This window comes from Bradyrhizobium ivorense (assembly GCF_900696085.1).
In the GTDB taxonomy this organism is placed as follows: Bacteria; Pseudomonadota; Alphaproteobacteria; order Rhizobiales; family Xanthobacteraceae; genus Bradyrhizobium; species Bradyrhizobium ivorense.
Genome location: NZ_CAADFC020000011.1, coordinates 211,609 through 227,389, shown reverse-complemented (window position 1 = coordinate 227,389; position 15,781 = coordinate 211,609). Strand labels below are relative to the sequence as shown.

Sequence of the window (15,781 nt, the reverse complement as noted above, 5' to 3'; positions counted from 1 at the left end):
TTGGTGGTAGACTTGCCATTCGCCATCTCATGGTCTTGCATCAACGCGGCAACGTAAACCCTCATGGCCGTGCCAATCTAAATCAACAAGTGTCCTTCAAGCAATCAAGAACCCGAAAGAGGAAGGCCAGTGGGACGCTTGGCTGATCGGTTTGCTCGCGATTTCGTTGAAGGAAGATGCTTCGCGAAAATCCTGATTGGTTCTGCATCGCCCTGATATTGGTTCGACGCCACTCTCTCGATCAGCCTGCGATGGCGCTCGAATACACCCTCGCGGGTAAGTCCGGGATTTGTCCGCATGTCCCTCAAGGCGGACAACGCCGCGTTGCTGATCTGACAATCAACTCGTCTGTTGCCATCGAACATGGTGAATCTGTAAACCAGCCATTCCGGGTCGTAACCGATCGACTTTCCGGTCCTAAGGCGCATCGTTCCGCCTTCTCGCGCTGAGACCTGCGCAGCTGCGATCGCAGTAGCGCCTCAAACTCGATCAGATACCATCTTCTCGATGGATTTTCTGAAAGTGCTTTGAGCGAGAATTCCTGAGCGTCATTATGGAGCCCTCCGTAAGAACAACTTTTTCGATGCAATCCCGCAGCCAGCCCATTTCACTTCATACCGTTCGTGCGCATGGGGGCAGAAGCATGCCGAATGTGAAGCGCACGAAACGCACCGTTTGAGCCGTGGCTAGTTGATTTATGCACGTTAGTTCGTTCGTACCGTACCAAGCTATTCAGCCGTTCTCATCGTTGCGCCGCTGAGCCCTTGACAGGCGCTCCAGCTTATTGACGGACGCGTTTTCGCCTCGGCGGCAACCCGCCCCAAGTGTATCAGTGACCTATCAAGAATTCGACGGCTGGATGATGGCCCGCGCGCGCAGGATAGGAGCGACGGACCGCCGGTTGCAGAATGAAGATTAGTGCACACGCTCTGAGCACCGGAGATCAGCTGGCAAGTCGGCTGATAAGGTCCACTCTCACCTGTGTCTTACAAATGTCATCTTGCGCGAGTCAGTGAGGCAAGCGCCGGGGTAGCCAGCGATCGGTTGCAGACACGCGGCAGGATGCACGCGGCAAAGAGACGAGGTCGATGACAGAGCTTTTTCGCGGATGGACTCTATTGTTTATCGTTGCTGCCATGGTTCTTTGCCCCGCCGCAAAAGCGCAAGATCGCCGCATTGTCGCAGAACCTGTTGCACCTGGTACGGTCTGCGATCGCCCGGTGGCCTCTGGCACGAACGATACGGCCAGGCTGCAAGATGCCATCGACCACTGCCCCGCCGGTGCTGCGGTTTATCTCGGGCGTGGTGAGTTCCGGTCGGGGCCACTCGAGATGAAATCCGGCGTAACCTTATGGATCGGACGCGGTGCAACGTTGTTCGCCATCGCCGAGCCAGCTGCATACGACAAGGGCCGCGGGCAGTGTGGCCGCATCGCGGGGAAAGGCGATGGCTGCCGTCCGTTCATCAGCTTCAGCAAAACGCACGGCGGCGGCATCTACGGCGACGGCATCATCGATGGTCAGGGCGGTACGCCAATGGTCGGCAGTGCCGAAACCTGGTGGCAGTTGGCCCGCCGCGCGCAAGTCGAGGGTGGCCACCAGAACGCCCCGCGTTTGATCCAGATCGAGCATGCGCAGGACATCACGGTCTCTGGCGTCACCTTGCGCAACGCGCCCAATTTCCATATCGCGATGAACCGGGTCGAAGGCGCCACGTTTTGGGGCCTCACGATCGAGGCGCCGGCTGACGCCCGCAACACCGACGGCATCGACCCTGCCGCCAGCCAGGATGTGACCATCACCCACAGCTCGATCCGCACCGGAGATGACAACGTCGCCATCAAGGCCGGCGACAACGGCGCAACCCGCCATATTTCCGTCATCGATAATTATTTCGGCTGGGGCCACGGCATGTCGATAGGCAGTGAGGTGAATTCCGGTGCCAGCGACATACTGGTGCTCAACCTGACCCTGGACGGCACGACGTCTGGCTTGCGCATCAAGAGCGATGCCAGTCGAGGCGGATTGGTCGAGCGAGTGACTTACGAGAACGTCTGTCTGCGAGGAAATCGATGGCCCGTCGCGTTCGATACAAAGTACGACCCACGCGCACAAGGTACGAAGATTCCGGTGTATCGAAAAATCGTTCTACGCCATGTGCGCGGCGACAATGGTGCGCTGCTGATGCGTGGGACAGACGAGAGCCATACGCTTGACGTGACCCTCGAAGATGTTCGCTTTGCCGATTCCGCGACCTGGCAGCTCGAGCATGTCAATGTGACCGCCGATCATTCGGACGTGTCGCCGCCGCTGCCCGGGCGAGCTAGAAAACTGGTGCCGCGCGATTGGGAGGGGTGCGCCAGGGTGTTCCGCGACGGTAACCGGTAAGCACCACAACCAGGGACCTCAGCTTAGTCAGGTCTGCCGTGATGCTTGCAATTACGGGCACCACCAGAGTGCGGTGGCGCTGGGTTGCAGCCGTTCTGACAGGTATTGCCGTAATCTAACGTTGCGGCCATTGCGCGCCGGTTCCACTTCGGTGACCAAATGGATCGACCATCCTCAGCTCTATATCGAGACGGGATCTCTTGTACCGATCGCACTCGGTGTGCAGCAAGCCCGGTAAGAGTGAGATCAGATGCGAATGTTCGTGTTTCCCGCTACCGTTCTGGCCGGTTGTTTCTGCAGCTTTGCAGCCCATGCTCAGCCACTTCTTGTCTCGCACGGCGATAGAGCAGCCTATCATTCCGTGCAGGCAGCCATTGACGCATTACCGGCGCAAGGCGGGGATATCCAGATCGCACCGGGCATTTATCGCGAGAAGGTCAAAGTCTTCAAATCCGGTGTTCATATCAAAGGATCAGGCAGGAAGCCGGATGATACGGTCATTGTGTACGGCGATGGTGCGATCAATGTCGGTGGGACCGTCCGTTCTGCGACGCTCGACGCGTCGGGTGATGACTTCCGGCTCGATAATCTGACGATTCAAAACGACTATGCCCTCAACGCGGCCAATGCAGCTTCGCAGGCTGTGGCACTGTCCGTTACCGGAGACAAAGACATTATCAGCCGCGTCCGCCTGCTCGGCGCCCAGGACACATTGTTCGCCGGTAAGGGGCAGAACGGCCGAATGTCGCGACAATATTTCTCGGATTGCTATATCGAAGGGCACGTCGATTTCATATTTGGCAATGCCAAGGCTTATTTCCAGCATTGTGAGTTGCATGGCATCGCCAATCAAGCCGTCGTCTATACCGCGCAGAGCAAAGCCGCGCCGGACGAGGATAGCGCCTATGTGTTCGATCATTGCAGGCTGACTGCCGACCCCTCCGCCCGCTATGTTGCGCTTGGCCGCGCTTGGCGCCCCTATGCCACGGTGATCTTCCTGTCGACGAAGATGGATGCACCGGTCCTCGCCGAGGGGTGGCGCGAATGGACTCCGGGCAAGACCAATACGCTTGGTACGGCCTACTATGCTGAATACAAATCCACCGGTGTCGGGGCCAATCCCGCAGGTCGCGAGCCTTATTCGCACCAATTGACCGATGGCCAAGCCGCGAAGTGGTCGCTGAAAGCGTTCTTCGCAGGTGCCACAGATTGGCTGCCCGGCGAACCTTCCAGATAGGAATAGAGGAGCGTTTACGCGTGTTTGTCATTATTGCGCGGCTCGGGCCGATAGCGGGGACGAGATCGTCCTTGCGCTGCGGCCTCCCGTCGACAGCAACTGAAATTGGGGCAGGGTCCGGCCGTCGCGACACGCCAGCTTCTTGCTGCCCTTTCAGAAGAGGTCAACGCAATCGCATTGCTCGCTGTGAATTCTTGTTCTCGTCAGCTTTTCGAAAGCTAGGTCCCATAAAAATCCAGAATCCGACTTCGCTTCACAGCTGCCACTTTGCGGCCGTGCAAGCGTACGGATTGCGCAGGGCCTCGACCATCACAAGGAGGGCAGGATGGATCCAGTCGACCCATTCTTCGATTCAGGCGCTTGGATGGAGGCGTACGCCGCCCGACAGGGGCGGGCGTGGCAGCCAGGGGGCAACGCAAGCCAGCAAGGCGATTTTGAGCGGCGGATGGAAGATTTGCAGCTCGATTCGTCTGATGAGAGTTCCGCAAAGTCGAGTTCGCCGGACCAGGCTCCCGCAGGAGCGGGGCGAGCAGTTCGACGGGACGATTTCGGCGGTTCGATGCGGGGGCCGCCACGCTCAGATTTTAGGGGCAGCGCGCGGGGCGATGCGCGGCGGAGCGTAGACATTCCGCGCTTCGAGCTTGATGCTCCGGCCCAAGTGCCGCAGTCCAGTTTGCGCGATGATGTGTTCAGCAGCGCGCACTACAGCTTGCCGGACGCAGAGCCTGCGGTCCAGGCCAGGAGCGGTAAAAGCCGCGGACTGTGGTCGCGCTTCAAGTCGGGGGTCGGCAAAGCCTTTGGAGGGAGTAGCAAGTCCTCGCGGGAGGCCGCGCAGCCGAATGCTTCCTCGACGAGTTTTCGCGTCGATTACGCCAGGCAGCCGGGCCGGACGCGCGGGGTCGATCCGGACGACGAGGCGCTCATCAAAGAGTTTAGACACAGAGCAGTCCGCAACCGCACCGATGGCACCGCAGGCGGCAACCTCACCGACGGCACCATCAGAAATGCGGCAGCCGACCTGCGCATTTTGAGCGCGCGCCTGAATGAAAACAACAGGCCATCAATCGCGGATCGAATTCGCCGCGAGGTGGATAATGCGCAATTGGAAGACCCGGAGGTGGAAAACCACCAGCTGGAAGCTGAGCTCGACCACGATGTCGACACCTATGCAGCGGACCGCGCAAGGCGTATCAAAGCAGCCTTGAAAAAGCTCCGTGAGGTCGGCGCCGGAAACACCTTGTCAGCCGATCTCCGTCGCCTGGCTCCCCATGGCGCTGACGCGACCCTTATCGGCATGTGGGCCGCGGCGGAAAAGGCGACACACAGGATTGAGCCGGAGACGATCGACAGGCAGGCCCGCCGAATGTCGAGGCTGAGTGAGTGGCTGCAAACGCACCATAAGCAGGCCATCGCCGGCCGCCTCTTCACCTCCGGGCTGGACCAGGATGTCGCGGAGTACAAGCAAGAAACCAAAGACAGCAAAATCAACGCTGATTTGCTCAGGCTTGGGCGCTACCAGCAAATCCTGGAGGCGAACAGCGCGCTCGGTTTGCAACCTTCCGAGGATGCGGGTCAGCCCGTTGGGGAAGGCCTTCGACAGGCGCACTCGCCGCAGGAGGTCCCGGCAACGCCATCCACGCCGAGCGCGGGAGCCCGGGGTTGGCTCGGCGAGCAGATCCACGGACCCACCTCATCACTGCCAGTGCCGCATCAAGGTTGGCAGGCGAGCTCGTCACAGCAGCTTCCTGCAACATCGGCCAGCCCGAGCGGCGGGGCTTGGGATCGGTCCAGCGAGCAGATCCTCCAACCCGCCGCACCTGTGCAAGCGCCCTACTGGGTCCCGCAGCCCAATCTGCCGCACGGACTTCCTGCGACTCCAGCCAGCCTAAGCCAAGGAGCCTGGGATTGGTTCGGGCAACAGATGCAAGAAACCGCCTCACCATCGTCGGTGAGGCCTCGCTCATCAAACATCTACAGCGGTCTGGATCCCTTGGTTGATTTGGATCCGTCCACACCGCACGACTTGCACGACGATGCACGCTCCGCGCCCGCACCTGAATTTGGCAGAGCGCCGTCGTTCGCTGGACCGTCCCGGGCCGCTCTGGAACCGCGGGATATAGGCGCCGTCGTTGGCTCTGACTGGCGCCACGGCTCTCAAGCCGCCTCGGACGTGTTGGTTGACGTCCTCGGCAATATCAATCTGCTGCCAAACCAGTTCGGCCCAAGCCAGTTTATGATCAATGGTGAGCGCTACTCGGCCACATTCGGACCGGGAGGGCGCACGGATGTCCGCCTGATCCATCATCCGCGCCCGAGCTACCTTGATGAAGCTGGGCCATCCCGGCCGCTTCATCTTCCACCGCAGATCGTCCAAGCCGAACAACCCCGTGAGGGTCTACGGGACCTTGGGTACCTGATCCACGGCGGATGGGAGCACCGCGAGCGGTTCCTTCCGCTTTACCTTGTCCGCGTCCTGGAGGGGGAGCGCATCATGCCGGAAGCTGGACGTCCAACCTATTTCGCGATCCGCGGCGTGCTTTACAGGGGCGAGTTGGATGAAAGCGAGGGCCGCCGGCGCGTTCGCATCTATCCTGAACGTGGCTGAAGAGCGCAGGTGGACGGCAATCTCAGGCGCTCGGCGGGGCAGCTCGCGCGAGGCGTTCTACAGCCCGGCCCTTGACAGCCGATGTATCCATTCGAAGTAGGTGACACGGGCACCGCCTGAGCAGTCCAGCTCCCGTTTGTTGGCGCAGCTTGAACGCGGCCTTCTCTATCCCTCAGGCTTTCACAAATCTTCCGCCGAGCATCTTGCCTTGGAAGCCGTTGCTCGGTAGGCGCAACTGTTCGAACCACTTCGACCGCCCACAGCCCGGACTGCAGACGACGCGAGCGTCAGCTGGATGTGGGAACGCTCGCCAAAAACGTCGGTTTACTGACGCTGGGTACTCGTGATGGCAAGGTCGAATGCTTTCGGATGAGGCCCTGCCTTCATGCTCGAGTTGGGTATTGCCGCTATTCAAAATTCTCGTAGTGCGTTTTTTTCGGACGGGACACCCAGCAAGGTGACCGCTCGATCTGGCAGCCGATCGAAGTGAGGTACCACTTTAAATCGGTAAACCCTCGTATAGCTCGTTCCCTCTTTCTTTATAACGATCGCCCACATCCATATAATTGAACATTGGCGCCCAACCAGCTATCGGAGCGTAGAGTTGCGATGGCAATTGCCTCCACGATCATCGGTCGGATCGATTTCCATGGAGCAAAAGCTGCCGCAGCTGCTTTCTATACTAAGTGGTTGGCCGCCGGATGCCGATGTTCGGCTGCTCAGCCTATTTCTCTCTTGGACCGGGCATCCCGTGCTCCGGTATAACGCGGCATCTCATGAAACTTGACCCTAAGAACAGTCGTCACGGTGTGGTGTCTTCTCGGACGCCGCCAGGCCGCGGCCAACCTTCGCACGCCTGGTTCACCAGCACCCGATATTCCAGCTGACCTGAACGGCTAGCTTCAAAGCAGCGTTCCGGAGAGTGGACCTGCGACATCCGGCAGGAATGTCTTTGATGCTGGCTCGGAATTCCAAATTGATGAGCATGATGGACCGACGACCTGATGATGCAGCTTCCAGCTACCCAACGTCAGACGGATCTCCAGCTCGTTGGATGAAGGGATGTCGAGACGAGATGATTGATACATTGCGAAATGTAACTGGGGCGACTGTGCCTGGTACGCCAGAGGAAAACGATCGCGATCTAGCTTTGGATTTCGACAAAGGAGTGCTCATCATTTTGGTGATCGTCGGTCACCTGATCCAATATATTCTCTACCGAGATGAAGGATTCTGGGATTCGCCATTTTTCAAATGGATCTACATGTTCCACATGCCTCTCTTCATGGCGATAAGCGGATATATTTCTTGCCGAGCGCTGTTGCGAAAGTCGTTGATGCAAGCCGTCGGTGATCGGGCGATGCAGCTCTTGGTGCCCATGCTGTTTTGGTGCGCTCTCCTGGAGACAGCAAAGTTAGCCATGCTTCCCCGCGCCCCTGACGCATCAGGCAACATTTTACAGCTTCTAAACGATGTCGCCGGCACATATTGGTTCATCTGGGCCGCGCTCGTTTGTTTTCTTCTCGTCAAAATTCTTTCGATCTTCAAACGTTGGTCGCCCTGGATCCTATTCTTATCAGTCATCCTGATCGCACTTGCACCTCTGACATTCTCCATATTTCCTCTCATAAAGTACACTTACCCGTTTTTCTGCTTGGGATTCTCATTTGCGCAGTCAAGAGACTGGTGGACGAGCATAACGCGCGCTTACAAGCCGCTCTTGATCATGTCTGCCTCAATAGCCACACTGGTGTGCTTTCTGGCCTGGCGCAAAGACACTTACGTCTACAACAATCTCGTCCTGGTCAAAGATATGCAGTCGGCAAAAGACGTGCTTCTGATGCTTTTTGGCTCAGCAGCGGCCTCAGCGATCATGAGTGAGCTCTTCCAGAAATGCTGGAGAGTTGGCCGCTCAAATCGAGTGGTCCGCTTTATCGCCGTGGAAATGGGACAGAGCACTCTGGTGCTGTACCTGATTCAGGGCATGGCATTTCGTCTCCTGGATTCGATACAGTACGCAGAACCTTCGGATCTCACATCCAAGTTGGCCTTGGCGGGAATTCTAGGGGCAGCGATTGTTCTCGTCGCGCTAATGGTGCGCCGAACCGTGCGCGACATTCCCTATCTGTCTCAGCTCATTCTTGGAACTTCACCCCGCCCCCTGTGTCAAGCGGGGCAGCCTGCGGATAAGTAGCTGTAGCCGAAATTCCCCCCGGTTCGTCTCCTCACAGCGTCTCGCCGCCGCGCTGGCAGAACTTTGCGCGCAATTTTTTCGAACCGAGAGTTTGGTAGCCGAATTGGTGGCATTCTCACTGATCTAGAAAAATATCAGCGTAGACACCAACAGATTGAGCGCGTGTTCCGTTTGGGGAGTGTGTGTGACGCTTATCGGGTTATGAATGTATGACAGTCCGAGGCTTGCATATATCCCTGGAGCGAGATGCGCCGTATATGTTCCCGTGATGGCTGTGGTATCGTGATGCGCAAGCTGCCCTTTAGCCAAGGCAGCATCCACTGCAAACCTGCTCCAGGTCGTGTTGTTGGCAACCAGAGCAATCAAATCACTGGTCCGACTTTCAAATAGTCCCTTCGCATAAAGACGAAGCTCGTAGTACCGGCTGATCCTGTTTAGGTCTGGCGGAGCTCCCATGATAGAGAATCCGCCATAGATGCCGCGAGATGGCGTCCCCTCAACATCACTCTGCCAGAGCTGCCTGTCAGCAGCGATGTAGTGAAAGTTATTCCCGCTCTCCCTTTGTTGATCCGGATCCGCCAAATTCTTGTAGCGGCTGCCGTTCAAACCAATGCCGGCCCGCAGCCACGTGTCGGGTACGCCGGGAGCGGCCTTGCTCTTGTAGCCAAGTTCATCAATGAACAGAATGCCAGCATTGGCTGTGCCCCACTTCAAACCCGAAGGATTTTCGGTTATCTGCGCATAGGGACCATCTGGACTGATGGAGCGCTGCACGGAAACTTTGTTGTACAAGTGATCATCAAAACTGTACTTTAGGTTGGCGGCGGGCGTTGGCGCGGCGTTGGTGCTCATCCCTGCTTGGAATAGGGCAAACATGTTTGATCCTGAAATTCCTCCAAACAATGTGCCGGTGAACTCATTCGCATTTCTGAGATAGCCAAGTTTGAGTTCGAATTTCCTGTCGAGGAAAGTTTGATAGTAGGCGAGCGTATTCAATCCTACTCGATCCGGTCCAGGTCGCTTCCATGTCCAGTATTGCTGCTCGGCTCCAACGACAATCTGTCCATCGAGAATGCCAAACCGGCTGAGATCATATGTGACGATCACGAAGTTCGCCGTAGCAAACGTCGGATTCTGCCCCATATAGAGCTGGTTGGCGATGCTGCTTCTGGCTGCATTCGGCAGCTGGTTGTTTGCAAAGGTGTTGTGCGTCCAGCCGATATAGCCGATGCCGACGTCTGCCAGTGTGGATCTAATGCCATCCTTGTCCTGATCAACCGTATCAGCGGGGGCGGGTACGTTGAGCCAGATCCCTTTTTCTCGGAAAGCATCAAAGCGTGCAAAGGGGTCGAACGTCTTTCGCGTTTGCGTCTGGGCAAGCCGATCAGCGCTGCCGCGCTTTATGATAGGTAGAGTGCGAGTTGATGCCAGCGCCGAGGCATGAAGTCGAATTGGCTGATTGACCACGCCGATCCGAACCTTTGGGGCCATATCGGGGGGCGTTGGCATTCTTCTCTTGGTGGCTTGCTCGGCAGCGATGCGCTTGGGAGCCGGCTCGTCAGCAGTTTGTGCCAAAACAGGGGGGCTGACCAAACAAGCTGCGAGCGAAAGTGCGACGGCAAGCCGCCGTTGCGGTTCGCTCGATTGCAAGCTGCAGGTAGGTGCTGCCGTAGCCGAACATATCCGAGGCGTCGTCGCCGCAACAAAGCAATCACCCACAGTGCACTTCGCTTCCTTGTTTTTCGAGCCATGAATGGATTGATAACCGGCCTCAATGGCCCAGAGCGGGCTTCCCAAGCCCTGGCGTCTGAGGACGAGAGGGCGGCGCTTCAAGGGCAGGAGGCTCGTCTATCCCTGCGAGATCCGCTAAACCTGCCAAACTTGGTCGCTCGTAAGCGCGAGCACGATCTCGTCTGCACCTTGTGTGCGCATCAGGCCGGATTTGCCGACAGTGAACAGCGCCTGCTGGCTGGGCGAGAAGCGCCGGCGGCAAGCGCGCGGAGCATCAGCTGTCCTCGCCGCCAAGACGTCGCAAACCTCGGTCTTGCTCCACTATGGGAGCCGTGCCGAGCATCTTGCTCGAAGACGCCGATCTCGACGATATGGCGGTCACCGGAATGGAAAGCTAGCCAGGCCGGAGCCCTGGCTCCATGAAGCTGTCTTGATATCGTGGTCCGCCAAGGACGAAACGATCGACGACCGAGATCTCCAGAGAGCCGTGGAATCTGTACGCGCGGTGTTCGCGTTATAACGTCCATGATGGTGGCCCAGGAGACCGGAGGAATCAGATCTCGAGCTGCTCTGGGGGCTGTGGGCGAGCAATTGCTAGCTCCATCCGCTCCATTGGCACAGCCAAATCTGTGGTGCATTCCAAGTTCCTAGCTGTGACCCCGTACCGTTCGTGGGTCACGCTTGCCTGTGTCCGTCGTCTCGATCAACCTGCCAGGATTGGTAGTTGGCCATGCTCAACACTTGCCGCTCCAATGGCATGGTGGGTCGGGCGCCGCTGTGGCGCCTTTTACGTGGTGCCTGGCAGTGCGGAAAGCCGAGAGTTCGACCTTGAAGAAAATAGCAGCCGGTTCGCGTCAGGCGCCGGCAGCATAGAAAATCTGCAAGGTTCTCGTGGATGATGCGAAAATGCTGCACCATTGCCGAGGAAGGGGAGAACAATTGTCTACCGTTACCCCTATGATGCAGGAGTTCCTGCGTAGGGTGTTCGCTTTGCCTTGGTCAAGACGGGCCGCTTCATCGGAGCCAAGGGGGCAATGGTCGGCAAGCTGAATGTTGTCGGGGCGGCTGCGGCTTGCTGGGAAGCGTGAGCGTCGCGGGCTCTCGCTCAACGAAACAAGCCTATCGAAACGGGGAAGTCGGGCAAGGAACGATGGAGATGGTTGATCAGGCGGCCGCTTCAGACTTGCGGCCGCTCTTATATGGCTCGTCAAGGCGAATTCGCTGGGGTTTGGTGTTGTTTCTTGTCCTCGTCGGCTTGTGTGCGGCAGCAGCCCATTTTGGCGGCAGCCTCGCGGGGTTTGTCGAGACACCGGCAGCCGGGCTCGCAGATTCGGCGGTGGGCCTGTCAGCGGAGGACAGGATATCCCTGACCGAGATACGTTGGGCGCAGGAGAAGGCGAGCGAGGATATTGCAGAGCTCAACCGGCACATCGATGCTCAGCGGAAGGACCTCAAAGGGATGTTAGATCGGATCACGGTGCTGTCTTCGCGGATTGATTCCTTGCAGGATCCAGCAGCTGTCCCTTCTGCTCCCTCCGTTATTTCTTCGTCGCCCCCACAAGCTGCTTCGAGCCCGGCCAAGAAGCACATCAAGAAGCGCACCGACAAGCGCATCGAGCGGTCCAAACCACAAGGGCCCGTTTCTGTCGGAGGTGCGCCAGTGAGCGCAGGACAGAAGAGGAGCGGGCCTTGACATGTTAAGGCTGTTACAGGCTTGGCAGAGTCCTTTAGCCGCGCTCACGGAGGTCTGCCGACGTTTCGCAAAAGTGGCTTGTTGCGATAGATAGCCAAAGCCTACGAACGCAGCGTCGTCCCCAAGGTCACACTTGCCGAGGTGATCCGCATCAATGCAGCCGACACCATCCGGCGGCGCTTGTTTCGATCATTCGTCCGCAAGGAGCGTTGGTGCATCGAAGCCGTGCTCGAATGCCTGGCTTAGTAGGGTGTGCGGTCGAGATGGGCGTCGAACGCGGCAGCGACGGCGCGTACGACAAAACGGTACTCGTGCTTGACGCGGATGAAGCCGGACTGGATCTCCACTATCCCGTCCTCGGTGAGCATTTCCAAGCGGTCGGCTGAATCGAGAAACGCGATCGGATCAAATCCGTGGGCAGCACAGAGTGCCGGCACGTCGGCCTGCAGATCGCACATCAGGCGCTCGATAATTGCAGCCCGCAGCCGATCCTCCTCAGTAAGACAGCAGCCCTTCGACGTTGCCAGACGGCCAGCTCTGATATGCCGGCTATAAGTAGCGGTTTCGGCCTCGTTCTGGACGTACCCGTCACGGAGACGGCCGATGGCTGACGGACCAAGGCCGATCACGGTCTTGCAGGTGTCAGCCGAATAACCCAGCGAGTTGCGGCGCAGCCGCCCAGCTTTTTGTGCCAGCGTGAGTTCGTCGTCCGGCAAGGCGAAATGGTCGAGCCCGATTTGGCAGTAGCCGGCAGACACCAGCGTTTCCGCCACGGCCGCAGCTTGCTCGACGCGGGCAACATTGTCCGGCAGTGCCGTCTCATCGATCTGGCGCTGACGTTTCATATAGGAGGGCACATGGGCGTAACCGAAAACCGCAAGCCGGTCGGGTCGCATGGCCACTGCCGTCCTTGCCGAGTTGACACAGGACTGCACCGTCTGGTGCGGCAGTCCAAAGAGCAGGTCAAAGTTGATGCGGCTTATTCCCTGCTCGCGAAGACTTTCGACAGCAGAAGCCGTCTGCGTTTCGCTCTGAAGGCGGTTGACCGCCCTTTGAACCTTGGAGTCGAAGCTTTGCACGCCGATGCTCGCGCGGCTGACCCCGGCCGCCCCTAAGCTTTCCGCCATCTCGGTCGTGAACGCACGCGGGTCGATCTCGATGGCGACGCTTGCGGACGTGCTGAAGGCAAAATAGCGGCGTAAGAGCTCCATCAGAGCTAGGAAATCGACCGCCGCAATGCTGGTCGGCGTTCCGCCGCCGAAATGCACGTCGTTGACGGGCAAGGCGCGCGGCAGTTGCTCTGCAACCAAACGAATCTCCTCCCGCAGCGACGTCAAGTAGTTGCGAATCGGCCGTTCGCTGCGAGTGAGGCTTGTGGGAAAGCCGCAGTACCAGCAGATCGACCGGCAGAACGGAACGTGGAGATAGAGCGATACGGGTTCGTCGGGCGGCAGCCGCTTCAACCAGGTCTGACCAGTCTTGGCGCCGATCGTCGTGGAGAAATCCGGTACGGTTGGGTAGATGGTGTACCAAGGCAGGCGAGCATCGCAATATTTGTTCAGGAGTGCGGTCTGCAAGGCTTTGCTTCCCATGCTCATACAGCCGCAAAGCTGACCGATGCGCCCCCCTGTGTCTTTGAGTTACGTCAACTGGTCCGAACCTGGTCGAAATCGAGATTCCGTTCTCGATATCACTGCCTAGGGACTGACGTGGGGCGTGAGGTATCCAGGGACGAGCGCGCGACACAGGAACAGGTGGCGCATCATTGGCATGTCGTGCGAAGAATGAACTTCTCTTATGAGCTTCGAAGCCGCTAGACGTCCTCCGATCAACCTGCGCGAAGGAATCGTTCATCTGAGCACGTTTCTGCGTTCCCTAGGCTATAAATCCACAGGTTGCGACGGCTTTAAGGCTGCGCTGCGATCGTGGATGTGATCCACCATCTCGACACATCACCGCGAGGCAACCAGCATCCCGTGCAGGTCCGGTGAGGCGAGTGGCTTCTCGCCGCTCACCTTCGCTATAGGCGGCACCTCTTAGATAAACGCCATGAGCAGGACGCGTCTGGCTTGCGATACCATGAACAAGAAGTTGCTCACTAGATGAGGCCGACGAGTGCGAGATCATACAACTTGACGCGACGTGAGATTCAAGTCCCTTGGAGCCGCGTACGGAAGCATTTGGACGCCGCGTTGCAAAAAAAATGCATGGGCCTCAATTCCGCCACGCTGCTTGTCTCATTGCCACAAGCATCGTCAAGGATGTACTGATGATGTCGGGGCGGACCCGGCGCACTTCCAACCCCGGCAAAGTGCGTCGGGGCGCCTTGGCTCGGCGGCGTCCCATGGCCGAATACAAGCAGCTCACCAATTCACGACCAAGTGTCAGGCTTTGCTAGTCCCGGATGCGAGCTAGACCAGCTTCTCACACGCAGTCACTATCTGACGATGCGTTTCTGTTCCGCCTCAGCGCTTCATGTCGCGTGTTTTTTGCGCTCGCTTTTGCAGTTATCAATCTTCGTAATATTATGTGGTTCAGGTCTTCATTGGTCGCGCTGCTGCGCAATCAAGCGCAGACCAATTGGATGCCGGCAACGAATAGAACCGCCACGAGGATGAACCTGACAGTTATCTGGCTCATCCATTTCAGACCGATCATCGTGCCTGCAACGGCGCCGCCCAGCGCGGCGACTGCGTAAAGCCCGAAACACGAAGACGGAAATTGACCAGCGAGAAGAGCTCCGACGAAGCCGATTTCGGAATTAGCCAGAATAAAAGGGGGCGACAGCGCGGCGGTCTGCTTCGGCGACGCCCAATTCAGGGCGATGAGCGTCGGGGCGAGGAACACTCCGCCGCCGACGCCGGTCAGGCCGGAAACCAGGCCGATGGCCGCTCCAATGCTCACTGTTCCCCAGAGCGGATTCTCGTAAATGCGATCGGCGGCGCCGCCGCGCCGCATGATCATCACGGCTCCTGCCAGTAGAAGGACGACCCCGGTCAGCGTCTTATAAATCTCTTCTCCGAGCACCATAAGGCCGCCGGCAAACGCCGCCGGCATCGATGAAAGCAGAAGGGGACGCAGCATTATCCAGTCGACGACTTTGTTGCGGTTGAAGACCCATGTAGAGTAAGTCGCGACAACAATGTTGAGACCAAGCGCCGTCGGGCGCATCTCTGTCGATGGCAGAGCAGCAAAAGCCATTAGCGCGAGGAATGCAGTGCCACCCGCCTGGCCAACGGTCGTATAGAGCAGTGAGATGATCGCCAGCACCAGAGAAAACATACTTCACCGGTCTTGGCGACGCTCTTCGCCTTGGTTGCGCATCAAGGATGCCCTGCCGAGGCGAGGTGCAATTGTCTTTCCCGTCGGGCTGTTGCTTTGAATTCCGAGTTTAGCCGGAACTCGCGCGGCCGGACCGATAGTCAGTCGAACTTGCATGACGATTGCCATGTGTCGATCGTCTCCATCAATTGTCAAGGTTGGTAGTTGACTGGACTGCTCAAGACTCTTGCAGCTGCCGGTGGATGGACAATGCATGTCGAGTAGGCAGTACTCCCGGCCTCGCCTGACGCCCACGGTTGCATTCCGAGCCGTTACACATGCAAGGTCGGTTGCCGGTGATCGGACCCGCGTTTGTCGTCGATCTCTGATCGACCGCTCTCCGTGCTTTCAGGCCAGAAGTTCGCAGCGCTTGGCACACCGACGCGTTGGAGGGCTGCCGTCGCGAGAACGGCATTCTTTTTGATCTGGATCAATTAGTGCCGCGGCTCGCGCAAATGGTGCTGTCGCGTTTCCTCCCGATGTCACGATTGCTTCAATGCGCCATGTACGGGAACCGCCCCTCTGCCAAACCCTTGTTTCCACGGCTGATTGTGCAAACACAAAAATTGGTATGACACTTGCTGGTCCGGTCCCAAGTCCTCTCCCTTCTGGA

Annotated in this window: 9 protein-coding genes; 5 read left to right on the top strand and 4 right to left on the bottom strand. The window is 58.2% G+C overall.

Annotated features, from left to right (window positions below; translation table 11 throughout):
* Window positions 1–104: 104 nt before the first annotated feature.
* The gene (locus CI41S_RS45345) at window positions 105–365 is read right to left on the bottom strand and encodes a DUF1488 family protein (RefSeq protein WP_430650026.1); all 261 of its coding nucleotides are present in this window, start codon (window positions 363–365) and stop codon (window positions 105–107) included.
* A 723-nt stretch (window positions 366–1,088) separates the two neighbouring features.
* Here CI41S_RS45345 and CI41S_RS15875 point away from each other — a divergent pair.
* The 4 genes from CI41S_RS15875 to nolL all read left to right on the top strand — a co-directional run bounded on the left by CI41S_RS15875 (window position 1,089) and on the right by nolL (window position 8,423).
* Complete coding sequence (locus tag CI41S_RS15875) at window positions 1,089–2,387, top strand: glycoside hydrolase family 28 protein (RefSeq protein ID WP_139860250.1); 1,299 nt, start codon at window positions 1,089–1,091, stop codon at window positions 2,385–2,387.
* 250 nt (window positions 2,388–2,637) lie between these two features.
* Window positions 2,638–3,624 (top strand): pectinesterase family protein, encoded by a 987-nt coding sequence (locus CI41S_RS15870; RefSeq protein WP_139860247.1) that lies wholly within the window; start codon window positions 2,638–2,640, stop codon window positions 3,622–3,624.
* A gap of 325 nt (window positions 3,625–3,949) precedes the next feature.
* Window positions 3,950–6,229: a hypothetical protein gene (locus CI41S_RS15865; RefSeq protein WP_139860245.1), complete on the top strand. Its 2,280-nt coding sequence runs from the start codon at window positions 3,950–3,952 to the stop codon at window positions 6,227–6,229.
* Between the two features lie 1,075 nt (window positions 6,230–7,304).
* Window positions 7,305–8,423 carry a nodulation factor fucose acetyltransferase NolL gene (gene nolL / locus CI41S_RS15860; RefSeq protein ID WP_172628066.1) on the top strand — a complete coding sequence of 373 codons (1,119 nt, stop codon included), beginning with the start codon at window positions 7,305–7,307 and terminating at the stop codon, window positions 8,421–8,423.
* Window positions 8,424–8,546: 123 nt separating this feature from the next.
* Here the strand turns inward: nolL and CI41S_RS15855 are convergent, their stop codons facing one another.
* Window positions 8,547–10,220, bottom strand: coding sequence for a carbohydrate porin (locus CI41S_RS15855; protein WP_244626537.1), 1,674 nt, complete (start codon window positions 10,218–10,220; stop codon window positions 8,547–8,549).
* A gap of 1,090 nt (window positions 10,221–11,310) precedes the next feature.
* On the opposite strand from CI41S_RS15855, the gene CI41S_RS15850 reads away from it, so the two are divergent.
* Window positions 11,311–11,847: a hypothetical protein gene (locus CI41S_RS15850; protein ID WP_244622469.1), complete on the top strand. Its 537-nt coding sequence runs from the start codon at window positions 11,311–11,313 to the stop codon at window positions 11,845–11,847.
* Between the two features lie 242 nt (window positions 11,848–12,089).
* On the opposite strand, the gene hemN is transcribed toward CI41S_RS15850, so the two are convergent.
* Both hemN and CI41S_RS15840 read right to left on the bottom strand, forming a co-directional pair.
* Window positions 12,090–13,424 (bottom strand): oxygen-independent coproporphyrinogen III oxidase, encoded by a 1,335-nt coding sequence (hemN, locus tag CI41S_RS15845; RefSeq protein WP_139860243.1) that lies wholly within the window; start codon window positions 13,422–13,424, stop codon window positions 12,090–12,092.
* 988 nt (window positions 13,425–14,412) lie between these two features.
* A complete protein-coding gene (locus CI41S_RS15840; RefSeq protein WP_139860240.1) occupies window positions 14,413–15,129 on the bottom strand; it encodes a sulfite exporter TauE/SafE family protein in 717 nt (238 codons plus the stop codon).
* Window positions 15,130–15,781: the final 652 nt, after the last annotated feature.